The sequence below is a fragment of the Microbacterium pygmaeum genome (genome assembly GCF_900100885.1).
GTDB classification, from domain to species: Bacteria; Actinomycetota; Actinomycetes; order Actinomycetales; family Microbacteriaceae; genus Microbacterium; species Microbacterium pygmaeum.
The window spans coordinates 1-20,728 of the sequence record NZ_LT629692.1 but is presented as its reverse complement, the minus strand read 5'-3'; the positions used below and the strand labels follow the sequence as shown (position 1 = coordinate 20,728).

The 20,728-nt window shown below is 64.8% G+C and carries 18 protein-coding genes; 8 read left to right on the top strand and 10 right to left on the bottom strand.

Annotated elements, in window-relative coordinates; genetic code table 11:
• The first annotated feature begins 18 nt into the window (after window positions 1-18).
• Window positions 19-753: an endonuclease/exonuclease/phosphatase family protein gene (locus BLT19_RS00090; protein ID WP_091484754.1), complete on the top strand. Its 735-nt coding sequence runs from the start codon at window positions 19-21 to the stop codon at window positions 751-753.
• A 28-nt stretch (window positions 754-781) separates the two neighbouring features.
• Here BLT19_RS00090 and BLT19_RS00085 read toward each other — a convergent pair whose 3' ends face one another.
• Both BLT19_RS00085 and BLT19_RS00080 read right to left on the bottom strand, forming a co-directional pair.
• Entirely contained in the window at window positions 782-1,894 is a 1,113-nt protein-coding gene (locus BLT19_RS00085) for a diguanylate cyclase domain-containing protein (RefSeq protein ID WP_157681716.1), read from the bottom strand.
• Window positions 1,895-1,922: 28 nt separating this feature from the next.
• Window positions 1,923-3,617 carry a sensor histidine kinase gene (locus tag BLT19_RS00080; RefSeq protein ID WP_172825562.1) on the bottom strand — a complete coding sequence of 565 codons (1,695 nt, stop codon included), beginning with the start codon at window positions 3,615-3,617 and terminating at the stop codon, window positions 1,923-1,925.
• Window positions 3,618-3,777: 160 nt separating this feature from the next.
• Between BLT19_RS00080 and BLT19_RS00075 the strand changes: the two genes are divergently transcribed.
• Window positions 3,778-4,473, top strand: a complete 696-nt coding sequence (locus tag BLT19_RS00075; protein WP_231917713.1) for a fructose 1,6-bisphosphatase — start codon at window positions 3,778-3,780, stop codon at window positions 4,471-4,473.
• 7 nt (window positions 4,474-4,480) lie between these two features.
• Here the strand turns inward: BLT19_RS00075 and lepB are convergent, their stop codons facing one another.
• Together lepB and BLT19_RS00065 are read right to left on the bottom strand one after the other, a co-directional pair.
• Complete coding sequence (gene lepB / locus BLT19_RS00070; protein ID WP_157681715.1) at window positions 4,481-5,200, bottom strand: signal peptidase I; 720 nt, start codon at window positions 5,198-5,200, stop codon at window positions 4,481-4,483.
• A gap of 230 nt (window positions 5,201-5,430) precedes the next feature.
• Window positions 5,431-6,285 carry a hypothetical protein gene (locus BLT19_RS00065; RefSeq protein ID WP_091484743.1) on the bottom strand — a complete coding sequence of 285 codons (855 nt, stop codon included), beginning with the start codon at window positions 6,283-6,285 and terminating at the stop codon, window positions 5,431-5,433.
• 489 nt (window positions 6,286-6,774) lie between these two features.
• On the opposite strand from BLT19_RS00065, the gene BLT19_RS00060 reads away from it, so the two are divergent.
• Together BLT19_RS00060 and BLT19_RS00055 are read left to right on the top strand one after the other, a co-directional pair.
• Complete coding sequence (locus tag BLT19_RS00060; RefSeq protein ID WP_091484741.1) at window positions 6,775-7,083, top strand: hypothetical protein; 309 nt, start codon at window positions 6,775-6,777, stop codon at window positions 7,081-7,083.
• Window positions 7,084-7,137: 54 nt separating this feature from the next.
• A complete protein-coding gene (locus BLT19_RS00055; RefSeq protein ID WP_091484739.1) occupies window positions 7,138-7,371 on the top strand; it encodes a hypothetical protein in 234 nt (77 codons plus the stop codon).
• A gap of 1,293 nt (window positions 7,372-8,664) precedes the next feature.
• Here the strand turns inward: BLT19_RS00055 and galU are convergent.
• Together galU and BLT19_RS00040 are read right to left on the bottom strand one after the other, a co-directional pair.
• Window positions 8,665-9,558, bottom strand: a complete 894-nt coding sequence (gene galU, locus BLT19_RS00045) for a UTP--glucose-1-phosphate uridylyltransferase GalU (RefSeq protein ID WP_091484734.1) — start codon at window positions 9,556-9,558, stop codon at window positions 8,665-8,667.
• A 58-nt stretch (window positions 9,559-9,616) separates the two neighbouring features.
• Window positions 9,617-10,927: a UDP-glucose dehydrogenase family protein gene (locus BLT19_RS00040; protein ID WP_091484730.1), complete on the bottom strand. Its 1,311-nt coding sequence runs from the start codon at window positions 10,925-10,927 to the stop codon at window positions 9,617-9,619.
• 209 nt (window positions 10,928-11,136) lie between these two features.
• On the opposite strand from BLT19_RS00040, the gene BLT19_RS00035 reads away from it, so the two are divergent.
• The 4 genes from BLT19_RS00035 (at window position 11,137) to BLT19_RS00020 (ending at window position 16,689) form a co-directional block, all read left to right on the top strand.
• Complete coding sequence (locus tag BLT19_RS00035) at window positions 11,137-12,249, top strand: glycosyltransferase (RefSeq protein ID WP_231917711.1); 1,113 nt, start codon at window positions 11,137-11,139, stop codon at window positions 12,247-12,249.
• A gap of 17 nt (window positions 12,250-12,266) precedes the next feature.
• Window positions 12,267-13,394 (top strand): glycosyltransferase, encoded by a 1,128-nt coding sequence (locus BLT19_RS00030; protein ID WP_197672996.1) that lies wholly within the window; start codon window positions 12,267-12,269, stop codon window positions 13,392-13,394.
• A 101-nt stretch (window positions 13,395-13,495) separates the two neighbouring features.
• Entirely contained in the window at window positions 13,496-14,470 is a 975-nt protein-coding gene (locus tag BLT19_RS00025) for a glycosyltransferase family 4 protein (RefSeq protein ID WP_157681714.1), read from the top strand.
• A 944-nt stretch (window positions 14,471-15,414) separates the two neighbouring features.
• Window positions 15,415-16,689: an oligosaccharide flippase family protein gene (locus BLT19_RS00020; protein ID WP_091484725.1), complete on the top strand. Its 1,275-nt coding sequence runs from the start codon at window positions 15,415-15,417 to the stop codon at window positions 16,687-16,689.
• A 3-nt stretch (window positions 16,690-16,692) separates the two neighbouring features.
• Here BLT19_RS00020 and BLT19_RS00015 read toward each other — a convergent pair whose 3' ends face one another.
• The 4 genes from BLT19_RS00015 to BLT19_RS18210 form a co-directional block, all read right to left on the bottom strand.
• Window positions 16,693-18,093, bottom strand: a complete 1,401-nt coding sequence (locus BLT19_RS00015) for an O-antigen ligase family protein (protein ID WP_091484723.1) — start codon at window positions 18,091-18,093, stop codon at window positions 16,693-16,695.
• Between the two features lie 100 nt (window positions 18,094-18,193).
• Window positions 18,194-19,219, bottom strand: coding sequence for an acyltransferase family protein (locus BLT19_RS00010; protein ID WP_091484720.1), 1,026 nt, complete (start codon window positions 19,217-19,219; stop codon window positions 18,194-18,196).
• Between the two features lie 266 nt (window positions 19,220-19,485).
• Window positions 19,486-20,352 (bottom strand): CBM96 family carbohydrate-binding protein, encoded by an 867-nt coding sequence (locus tag BLT19_RS00005; protein WP_231917905.1) that lies wholly within the window; start codon window positions 20,350-20,352, stop codon window positions 19,486-19,488.
• A 4-nt stretch (window positions 20,353-20,356) separates the two neighbouring features.
• Complete coding sequence (locus BLT19_RS18210) at window positions 20,357-20,722, bottom strand: DNRLRE domain-containing protein (protein ID WP_407939838.1); 366 nt, start codon at window positions 20,720-20,722, stop codon at window positions 20,357-20,359.
• Window positions 20,723-20,728 lie beyond the last annotated feature (6 nt).

Genomic DNA, 20,728 nt, shown 5'->3' with positions numbered 1-20,728 from the left:
GCCTAGGCTGGAGCGGCTATGAAGGTCATCTCGTACAACCTCCGCAAGCACCGCGCCGTCGGCGAGCTGCGCGGCCTCGTCGAGCGTCACGCGGCAGACGTGCTGTGTCTGCAGGAATGCGACACCACCGACATCCCTGAGGAGATCGGCGGTCTGCGTCTGGCCGACGCGACCTCGCGCAATCGCCTGGGGCTGGCCGTCTACTACCGGGCGAACACGTACACCGCCGTCGAGGTCCGCTCGATGGCACTGAAGAAGTCGCTGCACGATCGTGTGCTCAAGCCCGCGGAGGAGCGGATGCTGGGCGTCCGCCTGCATGACATCGATGAGAACCGCGACGTCATCGTCGCCTCGTTCCACGCCGCGCCCCTGACGGCGCTCAACTCGCTCCGGCGGCATCAGATCCGCACCGCACTGACCGAGCTGCAGCAGCTCGGTGAGGGACTCCCGCTCCTGATGGTCGGCGACTACAACTATCCGGTCTTCAAGGAGAACCTGGGTCAGCAGATCCGTGAGCACGGGTACGAGCTGAACCTCAGCGACGCGCGTACGTACACGCGGTACCGCTTCTTCCGCGGTCACTACGACTTCGCGACGTCCGTGGGGTTCACGATCGACCGCGTCCGCACGCTCCCGCAGGGGCGCAGCGATCATCTGCCCATCCTCGTGACGACGCGCCTGGCCGACCCGCCGGTGTCCAAGATGCAGTCTTCCGAGGCGGATGCCTCATCCCAGGCGGTCGGCGCGGCCTGAGCGTCATCGCGGCACGCTCCTGTGCCGCTCAGCGGACGGCGCGAGTCGCATCCCCGACGCGCACCCAACGGTCGCCACCGGCGAGGCGCGCATCCACCGCGGCGGCGGATGCCACCCGGACGAGCTCGTCCAGGTCGTAGCCGGATGTCGCCGTCGTGACCCACCCGACGCTGGCGGCCAACTGCACGCTGAGCGGCTGCTCCGCGTCCATCGACGAGATGGCGTTCAGCATCGACCGGACGTTCGCCCGGATCGTGGCTTCCGGCCGGGTCAGCAGGACGAGTGCGGTCGTGTCCGAACGGAACTCGATGTCCGCCTCCGTCGGGAACGCCGAGCGCACATCAGAGGTGAATCGCTGGATCACCTGCTCGAACGCGGCGTCGCCGACGGCGAGACGGATGTCGACGACGTCGTCGAGGTTGATGTACAGGAGCGACCAGGTCGCCTCGTTGCGCGCCTGGGCGCGCGTCAGGCGGTCGGCGAGGGTGAGCCGGGGGAGGCGGCGTGCGCCCCGCTTCCCGTCGTCGGACTCGGCAGCCGAGGCGAGGTAGAGCAGCGAGACGATCGCGCACACCAGGTAGACGGGCATCCCCAGCACGTTCACCGTCTGCGTCGCTGTGAGGTCGTCAGCGCCCTCGACGACGGCCCGGAGGGCGATCACGATGTTCGCAAGTGCCAGCATCGGGAAGATCACCGAGATGATCGTCAGCGGCAACAGCATGCCGAGCCCGCGCTGGGGAGAGCCGATCAGTTCGGCCGCCGTGAGCGCGGCGAAGACTGCGGAGGCGGCGAAGGCGAGCCGGAAGCCGAGGATGTAACCGTCGCTGCCGGCCAGTGCCACGAGCAGCACCGCGGAGGAAGCCCCCAGCACGAGCCCGATCCAGGCCATGGAGGACTTGCCGAACGCGGCCCGGACGCCCGACCAGATCAGCGGCGGCCCGGCGAGGATGACCCCCACGCAGGCCACGCGGACCAGCTCCATCTCCGAGACGGTGGCGGCGATCTGACCGAACGTCGCGAGCATCGCGAGAAGGAACGCCAGGGCCCACAGGCGCGTCGCACGCGAAGGATGACGCAGGAATCCCAGCCCGATCATCATCACCGTCGCCAGTGTCGCCAGCACCGCGGTCTGCAAGTTCAATTCGACCTGTTGCACGATCGCCCCCCGTTCATGCTCGCTCCCCAGCTCCGACCCGCTCTGCCTCGGCGCGGTCGAGGGGGATCCTCGCGGTCACCGTCGTCCCCTCGCCCAGCGTGCTGGTCAGATCGATCGTCCCGCAGTGCGACTCGACGATATCGCGCACGATCCCCATGCCGAGGCCGGTGCCCGGGATGCCGCTCTCGCGAGCCGACTCGGCGCGGAAGTAGTCGTCGAAGACGTGGTCGAGGTCGTCCTCGGACATCCCCATGCCGGTGTCGACGATGGTGAGCTCGGCGAACTCCCCGACCATGCGACCGCCGACGACGACGCTTCCCTCACGGGGCGTGTACTTGATCGCGTTGCTGACCAGGTTGTCCAGCACCTGACGCAGGCGGAACGCGTCCGCTTCGAAGACGACCGGCGACGGGGCGTCGATGTCCAGACGCACCCCGCGTGCCGCTGCGGCGGGAAGAAAGGATTCGACGGATGCCTCCAGCAGCGGTCGCACGTCGACCACTTCGCGCGGCGGCTCGGGGTCTTCTTCACGCTCGGGGGGCGAGGTCAGGATCGACGAGATCATCTGGTTCATTCGCTCGCTCGCGCGCTCGACGACCTCGAGTCGCTCCTGGTCTCGAGGCGTGAGCTCGTTGTCGTCGAGAATCAGGTCGACGTGTCCGAGGATGGCGGTCAGCGGGTTGCGCAGCTCGTGCGAGATCACGGCCGCCAGGTCGTCGCGGCGGCGCTGCGCGCGCATGAGCTCGGTGACATCCTGCGCGACGATCAGTGTGCTCTGCTCTTCGCCGTCGGCGGCGGTGAGCGGCCGGGTGGTGATGTCGAGGGTGTGCCATTGCCCGTTCGGGTCGTACAGCCACACGCGCTCGTCGTCGAGGACGTCGCCGCGTGCGGCGCGGGTGATCGTACGCTGCGCATCACGGAGGGCCTCGCCACGGAAGCCGGCGTATTCGACGGCGAGGCCAGGGTCGTTCGGATCCTCGCGGTCCCTGGCGTACAGCGCCAGGAAGGCGTCGTTGGCCGAGAGCAGCTCGCCATCGGCGTTCACACGGGCAACCGCCAGGTCGAGACCGTTGAGGGTCTGCGTGACGCGGCGCTCCTGCGCAGACACGCGATCGAGCGTGTACTGCAGCCGCCGGGCCTGGCGACGCAGCAGTCGCTTGAACGCCCCGGTCTGGCGAGCGGTGCTGAAGATCGTGATCCCGATGAACGTGAGGCACAGCAGCACGATGACGAAGCGGGCGACGCTGGCGCTGTTGCCGAAGTGCACGATGCCGTCCACGACCATGATCGCAGCGATCAGTCCGAGCGCCGAGATCATCCAGACGAGCGTGTAGTGGGCGGCGATCCAGGCGATCGGGAACACCCAGAGGTAGCTCATCCGCAGGTCGCCGCCGAAGGCCATGATGCCGATGCCGATGACATCGGCGAACGGCACCGCAGCGATGAGCGTCGGCGAGGCGCTGCCCCAGGGGATGAACAGGGTGGCGGCGGTGACCGCCATGAGCGTGCCGATGCCGACCAGCATCAGCGGCTCGGCAAAAGCGACCGGGCTGATGACGGCGATCACGACGGCGATCACCACGACGACGGCGGCGAGGGTCAGCTGACGCAGCCAGATCGATCGCGTACGCGTGCTGAGGGGGCGTCGCGGCGTTGCGGCGACGCCGTTCAGCGGCACGAGTGCCGTCGTTCGGGACGCCACCGACATGACACGAATCTTACCGACGTCCACGGGCATCTCGTGTGCAGACCTTGCGGTGCTCTTGCGGTTCGGTGCGGGGGTTCGTTGCGGTCGGTGGGACACGCTGGCACCGCAGCATCCGATTTCGCGCTGCCCGCCCTCGTCCACCGCCGACCGGAACGATCTCATGACCCGCTCACACCTGTCCCTGCCGCTGCGCCGGCCCTCCGTCCGCCGCGCCACCGCCACCCTCGCCGCTGTCGCGCTCGCCGGCTCCCTCCTCGCGGGCTGCGCATCTTCGCCCGCGGCAGGCGCGGCGACGCCGACCCCGACGCCGACTCCGACGGCGTCGATCGCCTTCGATTCGGTCTTCACCTACGACGGCTCGCAGACGCTGACCTCCGAGGTCGCCGACCAGCTCGAGGTGCGCCTCGAGCTCTGGGCGGACGAGCCCAAGCGGACCCTGGAGTGGACGCCCGACAACCCGAAGAGCTTCGGGTTCGCCGTCAACGTGTACGACCACCGGGTGGACGAGAAGGCCGTCCTCGAGCAGAAGCGGCGCGTGTACATCTCGGCGATCTCGATCACGTCGCAGACCTCGCAGACCTCTGGGCAGGTCTCGCAGCCGTTCCAGTTCACCGCGGACCCGCGGACGCTGGTGCCGACCGACACGCTGCGCTCCGATCAGGGCCTGCTCCTGAACAGCTACCAGGGCGGCCTGCTCGTGCCGTCGACGACGATCGCGCAACTGCCGGCCGACACATACGGCTTGACGCTGCAGTTCGCGATGACCGTCACCGTCGAGGGTGCTGCCGCCGGCGGTGCGTTCACGCAGCAGACCGTCTACCAGACGGTGCCGATCGCGATCGCCCCGGCCGCGTAGCCGCAGGTCAGAGCCCGCTCCACCGCCCGATCGGCCAGAGGATGACGACGGCCTTGCCGACGACTCCCTCGCCGGTCGCCCACCGCCAGCAGTCCTCCGCGGCGTCATCCGTCCGGCAGCGCACGGCGGAGTCGGCCGAATTCGCCCGGTTGTCGCCGAGCATCAGGTAGGAATCGGCAGGCACCGTGACCTCGTCGAAGCAGCGCGGTGAGCGGATCGCCGAATCGCAGTCCAGGATGTCTGGCGTGAACTCGAAGTCGTTCCACACGTACGGCTCGGTCAGCGGCGTGCCGTCGACGGTGACCGCCCCGGTGTCGGTGCAGCACTCGACGCGCTGACCCGGCCCGCCGATCACCCGCTTGATGAGGGTGTGCGGGCCGGAGGGCCCGAAGCCGGTGAGCTGACCGATCCAGCCGACGACCGAGCCGAACAGGTCGGTCTCCGGCGGCGGGGTCGCGTCCCACTTGGCATCGGCGTCGAACACGATGACGTCACCGGTCGCGGGCGAGGAGCCGACGAAGGCGAGGCGGTTCACCAGGATGCGGTCGCCCGGCTGGAGGGTGTTCTCCATCGACCCGGAGGGCACCCAGTAGGGCTTGGCCACGAACGAGAGGACGAGGCCCGCCACGACGAACGCCGCAATGAGGTGGAACCAGGGATTGCCGATCACCCGTCGCCACCACTGCTGTCGGGTCGGCTTGGGCGTCGGGGCGACCACTGAGCTCACTGCCCTAACGTACCGGGGCGGTGCGCGTCGTGGGGCCTCGAAAGGCCCCACGACGACGCCATGCGCGTTCCGATTCGGGTGCGGACCGCGACTTGCGCCGACGGCGCCCCACGCGTCGTCGACGTCCTCACGCTAGCGAACTCCATGCGACGGAATCGAGCACTTCACACAATCCCAAGGCAAACCTGAGCTTCGCGGGAGGGGTTCGTCGGGGAGTGCGTCCGGGTCGATCACCGGATGCCGGGATCGCCCTCGTTCCACTTCTCGATGCACTGCACGACCCAGAAGGCGCAGAACAGGCACAGCGCGGCGGCTTCGACCAGGAGCACGACCGGAACGCCCGACCGCGTGACGATGCCCAGGACCCCGAGCGCCACGTAGACGACCAGCACGAGCGCCAGCAGGGCCGCGATGGCGATGTACCAGGCGCGGATCGCCTGCGGGGGCGGCGCCGCATCGCCCCGAGGAAAGGCATTGAGCACGGCGACCGCCGCGAACAGGGCGAAGAAGGCGACCGTGGCGACGAAGTGACCCTGCTGGAGGAAGGCGTCGCGAGCGAACAGCCAGGTGAGCCCGACCGCGGCGAGTACGGCGACCGCCAGGCCGAGCGAGAACGCCACCGAGCGGAACGAGGACTGCTGCAGGGCCACGAGCGCGAGCGCGACCAGGACCGCGACACCGCCGACGATGACATAGGTGATCACGCCGTTCTCGGCATCCGGTTCGAATTCCGGAGGGAAGCAGCGGTATTGGCACGGCAGACCCACGCCGGGGATCGTGCCGGGCGCGAGTGTGGTCGGCACAACGGCGATGAGCGGGGCGAACAGGGCGGCCGCATCGAGCAGCGCACGCTCCAGGCCGCGGCCGGAGAGGGCGAACAGTGCGAGCGAGACGGCGATGAGCGACCCGACGAAGACGTTGCGCGCGGGCGTGTAGAAGTAGTCGCTCACGGAGGTGAGCCAGCCGACGGATGCCGCGGCCACGGCGACCGAGACGAAGATGGCGACCACCGTGGCGGCGATGCTGATGCGCAGGTAGCGGTAGGTGCGCTGGAGCGAGGTCGAAGACTCCACGGGGCGCGCCATCTCAGGGACGCTATCCGCGGGCCGCGTGCAGTGTCAAACGGCGACCCGCCACGGGCGAAGCCCGTGCGCCGGCGGCTGCGGTGTGTGGGTTTCGTTTGCCTCGGGGTGTGGTTCGGGGTGCGGTGGGGCGACGTTCTGAGGCAAGTGAGGTGGGCGCGCTGTGCGGCTGGCGGGTCCGGTTGCCTCGGGGTGTGGTTCGGGGTGCGGTGGGGCGACGTTCTGAGGCAAGTGAGGTGGGCGCGCTGTGCGGCTGGCGGGTTTGTTTGCCTCGGGGTGTGGTTCGGGGTGCGGTGGGGCGACGTTCTGAGGCAAGTGAGGTGGACGCGCTGTGCGGCTGGCGGGTTCGTTTGCCTCGGGGTGTGGTTCGGGGTGCGGCGGGGCGACGTTCTGAGGCAAGTGAACGAGATGCGGCGGAGCAAGCAGGAGGCAATCGGAAGCCTGGGCGCACAGCGACCCGCGTCGGAAACACCCGCCGCGTAGGCTCGCCCCATGGACGAGATCGATCGCATGGCCAATCAGCTCGAGAGGGCGATGGGCGACCCGATCGCCGATTCCGTGCAGGGATTCGTCCGGGTGGTCTCGGTCAGCGAGCCGAAGGGTCGCTTCGGCTACCTGTCGTGCGAGCTGGACGTGATGACCGAGGCCGACGGCATCCCGCCCACACTCGTGAGCACCGAGGTCGTCACGCTGCGCAAGTGGTGGCCGAAGGTCGGTCAGCGGCTGCCCGCTCGCATCGCGAAGTCCAAGCCCGACCGCATCGACGCCAACTGGGAAGCACTCTCCCGTAAGACCGGCTGACGGCGCGCCGAACCCGGCGGCCCTTGTGCGGGATGCCCCGCGTACCCTGAGATCATGGCCGTGACACCCGATGACGGCGATGCTGCTGCGTTCCCTGCGCCACCGCACCGCAGCATGCCCGACGACCTCGACGCCGTCGAGCAGCCGGCCTGCCCGACATGCGGCACCGTGATGCACGACACCGCAGACGGCTATGCCTGCCGTTCCTGCGGTTCTACGGTCACCGATGACCGGGGGCAGACGGCGAGGCCGATCGACCTCGACGGGCCTGCGATTCACTGGGGCTGACCCCGACGCGCGCCCGCGCGGGGCGTCGGCTCCGAGATGAGGGCGGGACGCGCCTCGGCGTGCCCGGAGATGCGGACGGGGTGCGCCTCGGCGCACTGCTCAGTGAGGACGAGGTGCGCCTCGGCGCACCGCTCAGTGAGGACGGGGTGCGCCTCGGCGCACCCCGAAGTGAGGACGAGGTGCGCCTCGGCGCACCGCTCAGTGAGGACGGGATGCGCCTGGTGCGCTTCGAAATGAGGGCGGGAGGCGGTTTCGGTGCTCCCCAACACGGGGCCGTGAGCTCATCCGCGCCCAGAAATGAGGGCGGGGCCGGAAATGAGGAGTGATACAGCCTGGATGCTCCTCAATTTCGCGCATCACCGCATTTCGGTGCCGCGGAAACGGGGGATGGCGGAGGTGCCGCGGAGACGGGGATGGCGGAAGTGCGGTGGGCACGGCAGACGCGGAACTGGGACGTACTGGAACGTCGCACCGCAGCCCAACGTCGCGGCACGACCGCCCCAAACGTCGCGGCACGACCGGCCCGAACGTCGCGGCACGACCGGCCCGAACGTCGCGGCACGGCCGGCCCGAACGTCGCGGCACGACCGGGCCGAACGTCGCGCAGCGGCACGGCTGCGCCGCGCGCCGCGGCAGGCGCACCCCGCCGCGGCCGGCACAGCCCGCGCAGCGCGGAAGGTGGGTCTCCTCGGCAACGATGCGGGGACAGGGCTGCCGAGGAGACCTCGCCCGTGCCTCACAGTTCGGGGCTGTTCGGCGGCAATTTCGCGCTGGCGAGGGGCGAGCGCGACACGGGCTGATCTCACGCTAACGGGACGCCCCCGGCGGGCGCAAACCAAACAGCATTCAGGTTTGCTGAGAATGCGAAGAGGAGCGGAGAAGCGCGCAGAGAAGCAGAGAAACGCGCAGAGACACAGAGAAGCAGAGAAGCGCGCAGAGAAGCAGAGAAACGCGCAGAGACACAGAGAAGCAGAGAAGCGCGCAGAGAAACAGAGAAGCAGAGAAGCGCGCAGAGACACAGAGAAGCAGAGAACCGCGCAGAGAAGCAGAGAACCGCACAGAGAAGCAGAGAAACGCGCAGAGACACAGAGAAGCAGAGAAGCGCGCAGAGAAGCGGTGGAAAGTGAAGCGGCCCGCGGTCTGGGGAACCGTGGGCCGCTCTTCCATCGTGTGTATGCTCAACCCGAATGAGCCACGCGACGGGCAAATTGAGGGGTCTGGGGGAACCCTCGATATAAGGCTAAGCGGTCGCCTGAGCCTTGTATGTCGGAACTTTGGGGGACAAACAGGACCTCAGTCCAGTGTGGGAGTGAGTTCCTTCAGCCAGGATGTCAGCGCCGGCCCGAGGTCGTCGCGATCGAGCGCCAGCAGCAGGCTCGACTTCAGGTACTCCAGCCGGTCGCCGGTGTCGTAACGGCGGCCCGAGAAGATCACCCCGAGCACCGGACCCGCGATGCTTTCGTCCTCGGCGAGCTCCTCCAGCGCGTCGGTCAGCTGGATCTCGCCACCCTTGCCGGGCTCGGTGTGCTCGAGCACGTCGAAGATCTCGGGCTTGAGCACGTAGCGTCCGATGATCGCCAGGTTACTCGGGGCGTCCTCGGCCTTCGGCTTCTCGACGAGCGCCTTGATCCTGACGACGTCGCTGTCCGCGGTGGTATCCACGTCGGCGCAGCCGTACAGGTGGATCTGCGACGGGTCGACCTCCATCAGCGCGACGACCGTCGCCGACTGCGCGAGCGAGACCTCGATCATCCGGGACAGCAGCGGGTCGCGCGCATCGATCAGGTCATCCCCCAGCATCACGGCGAAGGTCTCGTGGCCGACGTGCTTGCGCGCACGGAGCACCGCGTGACCCAGCCCTTTCGGGTCGCCCTGGCGCACGAAGTGCACGTCGGCGAGGGAGCTGGCCTCCATGACGCGCGCGAGCTTGCCGTGGTCGCCCTTCTGCTCGAGCGTGTGCTCGAGCTCGGTCACCCGGTCGAAGTGGTTCGCGAGCGCGTTCTTGTTGCGTCCGATGATCACGAGGACGTCATCGATGCCGGCTGCGACCGCCTCCTCGACGACGTACTGGATCGCCGGCTTGTCGACGACGGGGAGCATCTCCTTCGGCATCGCCTTGGTGGCCGGCAGGAACCGGGTCCCGAGGCCGGCAGCGGGGATGACGGCTTTGATGGACGGTTGAGTCATTGTTCGAAGGTATCCAGACGACGTGAACGGGATGTTTCAGTGGGGGCGGATGCGGGGGTTATGGGCGTCCCATGCCGTGGTAGGTCCAGCCGGCGGTTCGCCAGGCGGTGGCGTCGAGGCAGTTGCGGCCGTCGATGATGATGCGCCCTGCTGTGAGGGTGCTGGCGTGTTGGGGAGTGAGGTCTTTGCGGTATTCGTCCCATTCGGTGACGACCACGACTGCTTCGGCGTCGCGGATGGCGTCGTCGCGGTGGGGGGTGTAGTCGAGTTGGGGGTGGATGCGGCGGGAGTTGTCGATCGCTTCGGGGTCGGTGACGATGACGTCGGCGCCGAGGCCTTTGAGGCGGACGGCGACATCGAGGGCGGGGGAGTCGCGGATGTCGTCGGAGTGGGGTTTGAACGCGGCGCCGAGGACGGCGACGCGTTTGCCGTAGACGGTGCCGCCCAGGGACTGGACGACGAGGTCCACGGCACGGTCGCGGCGGCGCATGTTGATCGCGTCGATCTCGCGGAGGAACGCGACGGACTCGCCACGGCCGAGTTCTTCGGCGCGGGCGGAGAACGCACGGATGTCTTTGGGCAGGCACCCGCCGCCGAACCCGATCCCGGCGCCCAGGAACCGGCGGCCGATGCGGGCGTCGTGGCCGATCGCGTCGGCGAGCTGGGTGACATCAGCGCCGGTGACTTCAGCGATCTCGGCCATCGCGTTGATGAACGAGATCTTCGTGGCCAGGAACGCGTTGGCGGCGACTTTGACCAGTTCCGCGGTGGCCAGATCGGTGACCAGGAACGGGGTCCCCTTCCCCACCGCCGGGTGATACACATCCCGCAGGATGTCCGCCGCCCGCGCACCCTCGTCGCCCGCGGGCACGCCGACCACGAGCCGGTCCGGGTCGATGGTGTCTTGCACCGCCCACCCCTCCCGCAGGAACTCCGGGTTCCACACCAACGTCGCACCCGTCGCCGCCACCCGGGGGGTCAAATCCGCCGCGGTCCCCACCGGGACCGTCGATTTGCCCGCGACCACATCACCCGGCGACAGGAACGGGACCAGCGCATCGACCGCCGCGTGCACATACGTCAGGTCGGCGGCGTACCCGTCTTTCTGCTGCGGGGTCCCCACCCCCACGAAATGCACGGCCGCGCCCTTCGCAGCAGCCATATCGGTCGTGAACGACAACCGGCCAGACGCGATCCCCTCCGACAGGATCTCCCCCAACCCAGGCTCGAAGAACGGCGCACGACCCTCCGCCAACGCAGCCACCTTCACCGCATCAACATCAATCCCGACAACCTCATGACCAATCGAAGCCATCGCCGCCGCATGCACCGCACCCAAATACCCACAACCAACAACAGACAAACGCATGAGAACTCCTCGAGCCTTCAGAGATGATTTTCGCCGGCGACCGGTGGCGACGAAGAGTACGGATCACCATTATCGCCAGACCCAGGAGGCCTCATTTCGCCCCTCCGCGTCACGACCTTGAAACAGAGTGTTACGAGATCGCAGGTAGGGTGGGTGCCAGCATCTCGATGGCGCGGTGCTTTCCAGTCGACGTTGGAGAGCAGACCGTAGTGACAAAATCCGTGGCAATCATCGGCACGCGCGGCTATCCGAGCTACTACGGTGGCTTCGAGACCGCGGTCCGATACTTGGCCCCATACCTGGTCGATCAGGGGTGGGATGTTGACGTTTACTCTCGTCGCGGCGCCACGAAGCCTGAAGATGCCCGCTTGGACCCGCGAGTGAACGTTCGGTACACGCGCGGAGTCGAGATGAAGTCCGTCAGCACACTGACCTACGGATTGACGGCGAGCCTCGACGCAGCGCGGAGACGGCCCGATGTCGCTCTCGTGATGAATGTCGCCAATGGCTACTGGCTGCCGATTCTGCGCGCGGCAGGCATCCCGAGCCTCGTGAACGTGGATGGCATTGAGTGGGAGCGCGCCAAGTGGAGCGGGCTTGGGAAAGCCGTCTTCCGACGAGGGGCGCAACTCACGGCGCGCTACGGGTCCAACCTTGTGTTCGATGCTCACGCGATCGGTGACCGGTGGAAGCGGGACTTCAATCGCGATGGATTCTTCATCCCGTACGGCGGCGATGCGATGACGCCCGGCGACCTCGATCCCGGCTTGGTGCCGGGTGATTACGTCTTGATCGTTGCTCGCTTCGTTCCCGAGAACACGGTTCCCGAGTTTCTCGAGGCCGCTAAGATCATCGCTCGAAAGCATGACGTGGTCATCGTCGGCTCATCCGGCTACGGCGGCCCCATCGATGACGCGGCGAAGCTACTCGACGAGCAGGAGCCGCGGGTGCGTTGGCTTGGACACCTGAGCGATGACAAGCGGCTGGCCGCGCTTTGGCAAAACGCTGGCGCGTATTTCCACGGCCACAGCGTCGGCGGAACCAATCCTGCCCTCGTGCAAGCTATGGCAAACAAGGCTCCTGTGGTGGCCCGTGACACTGTCTACAACCGCGAGGTCTTGGAGGACGCAGGCGTGTTCGTGCAGCCGGATCCGGCTGCAATCGCGTCAGCCGTGATCGATCTCATCAGTGACTCCGCCAAGCGGCAACGATTGATTGAGCGTGGGTCGGAGCGTGCTGAAAGCATCTACTCCTGGGAGCGGGTGTGCGCGTCTTACGCAGAGGCGTTGGATGTGACGCGTCAAGCGGTTGCAGTTCGTTGAGCGAAACGAGGACGGTCATGGATCGCAAGACAGCGCTCATCGCGTTCCCCATGCACGGTCAGCACAAGCTGTCAAATGAGGGCTATCGCACCCGAGACGGACACTTCATCGAGTGGTTCGGGCGCAAGCTCGTTGGGAGCGGTGAAGTTCGTGTCGTTTCTCGACCGGAACCGCGTGCATTGGCGCCCTTGAGGCGATACCGAGCGACGTCAGTCGCGGCGAATACCGCTCCAGTCTCATCCTTCGTCTGGAAGTTGCCGTCGCTCAGAGATAGGCAGAGATGGTGGGTGGACTCGCTGCCGATGTACCACCGCGCGTTGCCTTCGGTGTCTGCGCCTGTTGTGACATGGAATCCTTTCCTCTCCCTCTCCTCTGCTTGGCCGTCGATCGTCGAGTCCGGTCAAGCCGTCGGCTTCGATCTCCTTGATGACTGGACGATTCATTATGCGTTCGAAGGCGTCAACCAAGAGGTTGACCGCGCATACCGCAAACTCTTCGACCAAGCCACGGTCGTCACCGCCAATGCGGAAGGCACAGTCGAACTCGCCAAACGTTACGGCCGAGACGACGTTGTATTTCTGCCGAACGGTTGCGACCCGGAACGCTTTGACCACACTTCGATCGCCGCCGGGCCGATGACGGTCGGATACGTGGGAAAGATCGGTAAGCGCCTGAACCTCGAGCTCATCGTCGCAGCAGCACAGGCGCTACCTGACGTGTCATTTGTATTCGCGGGTCCCGTCCTTGACCAGGAGTACAAGCGTCCGATGAGCGATCAGCCGAACATCACGATGCTCGGCGATGTGCACTATGACGATGTTCCGGCGTTGCTGCGGAAGTTCGACATCGGGTGGGTGCCTCACCGTGTTGGCGAAGGCGAGGTGGGCGGCGACGTGATCAAGACTTACGAGTATCGTGCCGCCGGGTTGCCTGTACTCAGTACCCCAGTCACCGGGGCGTCGAGCCGAGGTCTGGATGAAGTAGCAGTGCTGTCGGCTGACGAACAGATCGACTGGCTCGGCAAGAAGGCAAAGTCTGGCCCAAGAATCGCACGTGTTGTGACAACTCTTCCGGGCGAAGTGCGCTGGGAAGGCAAGGCGGATTTCATTCTTAGCCGGCTTGGTATCGGGGAGCTTCGAGCGTGACCGCGAATCCAACGGTCACCCTGTTGGCAATGCCTCTGATGGCCCGCAGTGGGGTCTACCGCTCGACTCACGATCTCGTTCGCGCTGCTCAGGACTCAGGAATGGACTGGAAGGCAGTCATCGGCATCCGCCCGACGGCGTCCGGCGCGCCGCTGAAGACGAGCGGTGTGCGGGAACTCGAGTTCACTTGGCACGGGCGTGATAGCGTCCGCCGCATCCGTGAGATCGCCGAGGTGTCGCCGGAGATCGCCTCGTCCGACGTTGTGATCTCACTGATATCCCAGAGCGACATCGCTTTTTCTCGATCTCGCGCTCGCGCCTCCGCGAAATGGGTGGCATGGGTACGCGGAAAGCCTTGGCCGGCGGCCGGCGAGCAAAGCCTTCTCCGCCGGCTGCCACTCCGATGGCTAGAGACGCGCGCACTTCGATCCGCGGATGAGGTCTGGGCCACAACCCCGGTACTCGCTTCCGAGTTCGCGGCCGCGCGCGCCGCCGAGATCGTGCCGGCAGGGATCGGAGGTGTCAGCCGAACCTCTTGGGGCACGGAGGGCGCCGGCCCACTGGTGTGGGCGGGCCGCGTCGATGTAGACAAGCGACCTGGACTCTTCATCGACATTGTCGAGAAGACCCGCCACCCCGGTCGTTTGTTCGGGGAGGGGCCGCTGACAGTAGACCTGCAGAAGCGACATGCTGACGGGCTGACTTGGGCTGGCTGGGCGGACGCCGATGAACTTTGGAACGGCGCTTCCGTGTTCGTCGGGACGTCCGCACGAGAAGCCTTCGGACGAAGTGCTGTCGAGGCGGCGGCTGCAGGGCTTCCGATCGTTATCGCGCGCGATTACGGTGCGGCGCCGCTCCTGGTCACATCGGATGAGATGCGCCGAGCATGCGTAGTGGAGTCTGACGACCCCGAGGTGTGGGCGAATGCCGTCCGTCGCATCTTGGACGATCAGGATCTACGAAGAGCGGTTTCCGATCACGTGTATGCCAACGCAAAGCAACTGACGATTGCAGCATCGGTGAAGATCGCGGCAGAGCGTGCGATGACGTTAGTTGATGGAGTGCGGTCGATATGAGCACGCAAATCGTTGGCCGGGCACAGCGTCGTCTTGCGAAACTGCGCCGCGGCATGAAGGCGAGTCTGATAACCCCAGTTTTGAGGTCTCGCGCCGCCCGATCGAACCGATCGCTTGTAGATGAGTCAAATGATGTGGTCATCTGCCTCACGAGCTACGGTGACCGGCTCGGCACGGTGCACCTCACCGTCGAGTCGATCGGTTCGGGCAGAACGCTACCTGGAAGGCTCATTCTGTGGACCGACCCTGGCGTGGACATCGATGAGTTGCCGAGCCCCCTGCGACGAATGCAAGCGAGGGGTCTCGAGATTCGCCCAAGTGCAGCTCGCGTCGGATCACATACAAAGTACTTCCCATACGTCATGTCGGAGGTCGCACACATGCGTCCACTTGTGACGGCCGACGACGATTCGATCTACCCGCGGTATTGGCTAGCGCGTCTGCAACAAGCTGGCGCATCTCACGCCGGGGAGATCGTCTGCTACCGAGCGCACCGGGTCGGGATAACGCCTGAAGGGGTGTTGAAGCCCTACAACTCGTGGCAACCCGCGCGTGATACTGAGGCGAGCGTTCTGAACTTCGCGACGGGCGTCTCAGGGGTCTACTATCCGGCGGATTTCTTGGATGAGTTGCGTCTGGCCGGGGACAAGTTCTTGGCGACATCTCCAAAGGCCGATGACGTGTGGTTGCACTATTGCGCAGTGGCAAACGGACGCGTGATTCGACAGCTGGGTCGTACCCCTGAGAAGTATCCGGAGTTGCGGGCAACGCAGGAGACCGCATTGCACAGGTACAACACTGGTCTGAGTGCGAATGATTCTCAGATCGCTGACACCTACAGCCCGGAAGTCCTCTCTGTGCTTCGTTCGCGGGCTTCGGTGTGATGATGTCGTCAACGACAGCGCCAGGAGGTGGAAGTGGGGCGTCGGTCGGGTAACGATTCGATGTTCGCTGGCGCCGCCAAGAACTTTCTAGGCAACGTCGTTGGCCCGCTTGCGGGTTTGATCAGCGCGCCGATTCTTGCCCACGTTCTTGGCGCGGAGGGACGAGGTGAAGTCGCTGGTGCAACCGCTCCGCTTCTCCTCTTCGCGACGTTGGCGGCGTTCGGCATCCCAGAGGCAGTAACCTACTTCGTCGCGAGAGACCTCACCCATCGGCTCGTCATCCTCCGCCGCGCCACGATCATCACGGCACTGGTGGGGCTAGCTGCAACGGGTGCAGCGATCGCGCTAGCGCCGTTCCTCTCGGGCGGAAGTCAGGAGCTGACCTCTCTCATCGTGATGGCTTCTCTTGCCATCCTTCCAACCATCTTCGTGGGCATTCTGCGGGCGACTGCAGCTGGACTCGGAAGATGGTCGTTAGTTGCATCGGAACGTGCCGCTGGGCCTTTGATTCGCTTGATTGCGATCATAATCCTGGCCCTCCTGGCACAACTGGATGTATTTTCGGCGACCCTCGCGATCGCATACTCTCCGGTCATCGCGGGCCTGATCTACCTCGCCTTGCCGTGGCGTTCGGGGCGATCGGAAGAGCCACCGCCTTCATACGCAGATGTCACCGGCTACAGTGCTCGCGCGTGGCTTGGGTCAATTGCGGGCGTCATCCTCATGCGCATCGACCAAGTGCTGATGGTTCCGCTGAGTTCGACAACCGAACTCGGGCTCTATGTCGTCGCGGTCACTGTCAGCGAGCTGCCCCTTGTCGTGAATACCGCCATCCGCGAGGTGGTTTTCGCCACCGATGCGAGAAGCTCGTCGGACGAGGCCTTGACGCGAGCAGCGCGCGTGTCCCTGCTTGTGTGTTTGATGATGGGGCTCGCGCTCGGGCTCACCTGCTACTGGTGGCTTCCTGTCCTCTTCGGCGCTGAATTCGGAGCGGCTGTGCCGGTGGCGATGATTCTTCTCCTAGCGGTGGTGATCGGGATACCCGGGTCGGTCGCGGGTGCGGGACTCAGCGCGCGGGGTCTGCCGCAATTGAGGAGCTACTCGCTCGTACTTGCATGCGTGATCAACCTCGTCATCGTGATCACCACGGTTCCGCTGATCGGCGCGGTCGGGGCAGCGCTGGCAACGCTCGCCGGGAACCTTATCTCCAGCAATTTCAATGTGCTGCAAATGCGGCTTCGATTCGGCACACCATTCTGGTCGTTCTACGCTGTTAGGCGATCAGATGTGTCCACGCTCGCGGCGCGTGTCCTACGACTCTTCCGACGAGGCTGAGCGTCAGTTGGATCGAGTAGATTCGCTTCGTGCGGAGTGAACCCTCCGATGTGATCCAGCGGTTGCGTAGTCCCGGCTATTGAGAGTCGGGCGCTTCTCGGAATCGAATCTGCCCGCGGTGAGCATGAGCGCCGCCAGGACGGCAAGGAACGCGAGTGCCGGCGGCTCGCCATACAATGCGCTGTTGTCTCCGAGACCGTGAATCGCGACCCACAGAAATCCCGAACCAGACATCGCCATGGCGAACTTTGCGTGACCGCTGCGCGCGTCGTTGACGGCGCGCAATTGCATGATGAGTATCACGACAACGAACACTATGGAGATGGCGACATACGCGATGCCGGCGTCGAGCCAGGCCTGGAGAAACCAATTGTGCGCAGGTCGCATGGAGAACGCTATGGCGACGCCCCCGGATTCCCACCTCTCGTACCACCCTCCGAACCCAAGGCCCAGGAGCAAATTCTCGCCGATCGCCCGGATCGCCTCACCCCATAGCTGAAGCCGAGGTAGGAGGGTCGCCTCGGAAGCATTCACATAGTCGTCGGCTGTAGCAAAGAAGACCTGAACCCCCACGACTGCGATCACCAGGCCGCCTACCACTACACCCATCCGTGCGGCCGGGTTACCGCTCCGCGCTGCGACGGCAAGGATGAGTGAAAAAAGTGGAAGAAGCACCAAGAGTGCGAGTCCTGTTTTCGACCCGCCCAGCACAATCGCGGCAGCAAGTGGTGCGACGGCGAGCCACACCCATCGTTTGCGCGCCAGATACCCGTATGCGACAAACGCCACGAGCATGACACCCATGGCCATCGAGGCGCGATTCAAGTTGACGAACAGGAACCCGCCCGCACGATCTGGATTGAGTACGTTATTCACCGCGTCCGTGGTGTACAGATCCTGCCCTAGCCGACCGATGAAGAGCGTCGAGAGCGAGGAACGATAGTAGCTCTCCTCGACCGCGGGAGCGAAGCGAAATACCACTGTTGAGAGCGCCTGCACGACGGCCACCGGTGCCAAGGCAGCGAGAAACTTTCCCAACGACGGCAATCCGTCGTCGAGAAGCATGTTCACCACGAACAACGTTAGGAGCGGCAAAGCGAGCCACGTCAGCCCAGCCTCGATTGCGGAGTCGCCCCGGACAGACCAGGCAATCGACATGAAGCAGAGTAGACCGGCGACTACCGATGTCGTCACGAACATTCGCGTCGAACGAAGAGGTACCGCGGGTCTCTTCGTGCGGAATAAGGTCAAGACGACCGCCGCAACCAGGTACACCGGCGTGGCTAGGACCGAGAAGCCACGGAACAGGGCTGCGAAGGCCGCAATGCCAGCAAGGTAAAGCCACTTTGGAAGAGCGATCGCTAGCGCGATGGCGAATGGAGCGATCACGCCCAAGATGAGCAAAACGTTCGATGCTACGGGTCCAATCTGAAGAGCTGGCGACTGTTGTCCAGTTTACGACCGGTGGGTTGGCTCGATTTCTGCCGTTCAGTCTTCGACTGGATCACGCAGCGGCGGCCGGAACTTTGCTCGGTTGGGGAAGCCGCCCAGCGAAGGGCAGTTTCCGAGCCCCGCGCGTGATCGGTTTCTCGACCCACACGTATATGAGGGCGCTCCCCACGAGCGCAGCGGTAATCGACCCAATTACAGAAAGCCAACCGACCTCTAACCCGATCAGCGCCAAGATTGCTGGTACGAGAGGGGCAAGCAGGGGGTGGAAGAGATAAAGAGAATACGACGCGTCGCCGAAGAAGAGAACGGGGCGAGGAATCCGACCCGTGAGTAGTCGATCCGATGCAACCGCCGCGAGAACGATGAACGTGACGACAACGGTCCGCAACCATGCGTTTCTAGACCAGTCGAGTTGACCAAGGATGATCAGGACGCCGGCGATCGCGACAAGCCCTCCCAACATGTAAGGGACGAACCGACGTAACCGGTTGCTGCTCACGATCTTCGCAATCGTCATGCCGATAACGAAGTACAGGACCACTTTGTCGAAGTAGAACGCCCAAACCGGCCAATCGCCGTCTCCGCGCAACAGGTGTCCGGCGGCTGCCAAACACATGATGATTGTTGCAAATATGTAGGGATTCGCCCGCAACAGCAGGCCGACCGCGAATACTGCGTAGAAGAACATCTCAAAGGTTAATGTCCAGCCGACACCGAGAACCGGCTCGACAGATCCTGACTCGTTCCTCGTGGGAAGGAAGAGGTAGGACGATATGACATGGCCCGGGGTGAGCGCGCTATTTATTGCTGCGCCGGGCAGGATGAGAATCATTGCGATCTTGGCGGTAGTCGCTATCCAATACATAGGTACGATGCGCGTAACACGTCGCATCGCGAAGTAGCGCCAACCTCCGCTCACCTTCTGAAATGGCGGAGCAGTGATCATCATCACGAAACCCGATATCACGAAGAAGATGTCAACGCCTACCGTTCCGCCCTTCCAGACGAAAAGGTCCGGGTCGAGCCTCTCAGAGGCGTAGAACGTCGAATGCGTGATCACGACCAGCAGTGCAGCCACGAATCGAAGTGCTTGACAGTGTCATAGCGCTGCACGTTTGGTGCCAGATCGAGGGGGCTCCGGCCATGCGTTCGACGCTAGCAGTCGGATGTGTCGCGCCTGTTAACACGAACGAACGTGGCGGCAGGCGCACCCTCTACGACGCGGATTGAGCCGACGCGTAGGCGCCAGGTGCTGCAGACGGGCACGCACCATGTGCGCGATCGTCGAAGCCAGGCGGACGTCCCACCGCATGGTTCAAGGCCTGTCACAGACAGGGTGTAGCCCTACTGTTCGAGGGTGATGTCGATGTAGGGGGGCTTGTTGTAGTCGCGGGATGACACGTAGACCATCACGTTATTGGCGCCCACGTTGTCTTGCGTGAGGCCGAGAGAGAGTCGACTCGTGCGGTTGGCGGCGAGTGATGCGACATAGTCGGTGATGTCGGCGGACGTGTATTTCCGGGTGCGATCGGTGAGGAAGCTTCCGACGGTCGCGCCCAGAGCTGGCTTGTTCGTATAAGTCACAGCTGACTCGCTCCAGCTGCCAGCGACCGAGTGTGCGTCGACGCGCGCCGTGTCCAGGGCGCCGTCGGTGATCATGTTCTCCGTCGATAGTACGGCGGAGGTCACTGTCTTACCGGCCAGTGAAGACAGGTTGAAACCGAGGTACGTGATCCGGTCAGGGCCGCTGTTCCACGAAGGCTTTGACAGCAAACCCATCTGCGTCCCGAAGTTCGTATCCGGGGTTGTGCTCTGCACGTACGAATCGGCGTCCGCATAGATCCGCACCCGCGTCGAATCCACGACCGTCACCGACACCGAGGACGAAACCGCAATACCATCCGCCGTCGCGGTGACGACGATCGATGTCGAACCCGGCGCCACCGCGTTAATCACTCCTGAAGGAGTGACCGTTGCAACTCCCGGTTGTGTAGAAGAGTACGCAACCGTTGCTCGGGTGAAAGCACCGCCGATGCTGTCCTTAACGGACGTGACGGATGTCGCTGATTCGCCGATCTCAATCGACGATGGAACATCCGACAACGACACCGAATGGATCAAGCGCGCAGGTAGTTCCGCAGCGGGCGAAGGTGAAAGGGTGATGTCGATGTAGGGGGGCTTGTTGTAGTCGCGGGATGACACGTAGACCATCACGTTATTGGCGCCCACGTTGTCTTGCGTGAGGCCGAGAGAGAGTCGACTCGTGCGGTTGGCGGCGAGTGATGCGACATAGTCGGTGATGTCGGCGGACGTGTATTTCCGGGTGCGATCGGTGAGGAAGCTTCCGACGGGTCGCGCCCAGAGCTGGCTTGTTCGTATAAGTCACAGCTGACTCGCTCCAGCTGCCAGCGACCGAGTGTGCGTCGACGCGCGCCGTGTCCAGGGCGCCGTCGGTGATCATGTTCTCCGTCGATAGTACGGCGGAGGTCACTGTCTTACCGGCCAGTGAAGACAGGTTGAAACCGAGGTACGTGATCCGGTCAGGGCCGCTGTTCCACGAAGGCTTTGACAGCAAACCCATCTGCGT

What these genes read in the sequence shown, in the direction of transcription:
- BLT19_RS00030 (WP_197672996.1), top strand. Translation starts at nt 12,267, where the DNA reads ATGGATCGCAAGACAGCGCTCATCGCGTTCCCCATGCACGGTCAGCAC.
- BLT19_RS00020 (WP_091484725.1), top strand. Translation starts at nt 15,415, where the DNA reads ATGTTCGCTGGCGCCGCCAAGAACTTTCTAGGCAACGTCGTTGGCCCG.
- BLT19_RS00090 (WP_091484754.1), top strand. Translation starts at nt 19, where the DNA reads ATGAAGGTCATCTCGTACAACCTCCGCAAGCACCGCGCCGTCGGCGAG.
- BLT19_RS00055 (WP_091484739.1), top strand. Translation starts at nt 7,138, where the DNA reads ATGGCCGTGACACCCGATGACGGCGATGCTGCTGCGTTCCCTGCGCCA.
- galU (WP_091484734.1), bottom strand. Translation starts at nt 9,558, where the DNA reads ATGACTCAACCGTCCATCAAAGCCGTCATCCCCGCTGCCGGCCTCGGG.
- BLT19_RS00025 (WP_157681714.1), top strand. Translation starts at nt 13,496, where the DNA reads ATGGACTGGAAGGCAGTCATCGGCATCCGCCCGACGGCGTCCGGCGCG.
- BLT19_RS00080 (WP_172825562.1), bottom strand. Translation starts at nt 3,617, where the DNA reads ATGTCGGTGGCGTCCCGAACGACGGCACTCGTGCCGCTGAACGGCGTC.
- BLT19_RS00005 (WP_231917905.1), bottom strand. Translation starts at nt 20,352, where the DNA reads ATGGTCTACGTGTCATCCCGCGACTACAACAAGCCCCCCTACATCGAC.
- BLT19_RS18210 (WP_407939838.1), bottom strand. Translation starts at nt 20,722, where the DNA reads ATGGGTTTGCTGTCAAAGCCTTCGTGGAACAGCGGCCCTGACCGGATC.
- BLT19_RS00065 (WP_091484743.1), bottom strand. Translation starts at nt 6,285, where the DNA reads ATGGCGCGCCCCGTGGAGTCTTCGACCTCGCTCCAGCGCACCTACCGC.
- BLT19_RS00040 (WP_091484730.1), bottom strand. Translation starts at nt 10,927, where the DNA reads ATGCGTTTGTCTGTTGTTGGTTGTGGGTATTTGGGTGCGGTGCATGCG.
- BLT19_RS00075 (WP_231917713.1), top strand. Translation starts at nt 3,778, where the DNA reads ATGACCCGCTCACACCTGTCCCTGCCGCTGCGCCGGCCCTCCGTCCGC.
- BLT19_RS00060 (WP_091484741.1), top strand. Translation starts at nt 6,775, where the DNA reads ATGGACGAGATCGATCGCATGGCCAATCAGCTCGAGAGGGCGATGGGC.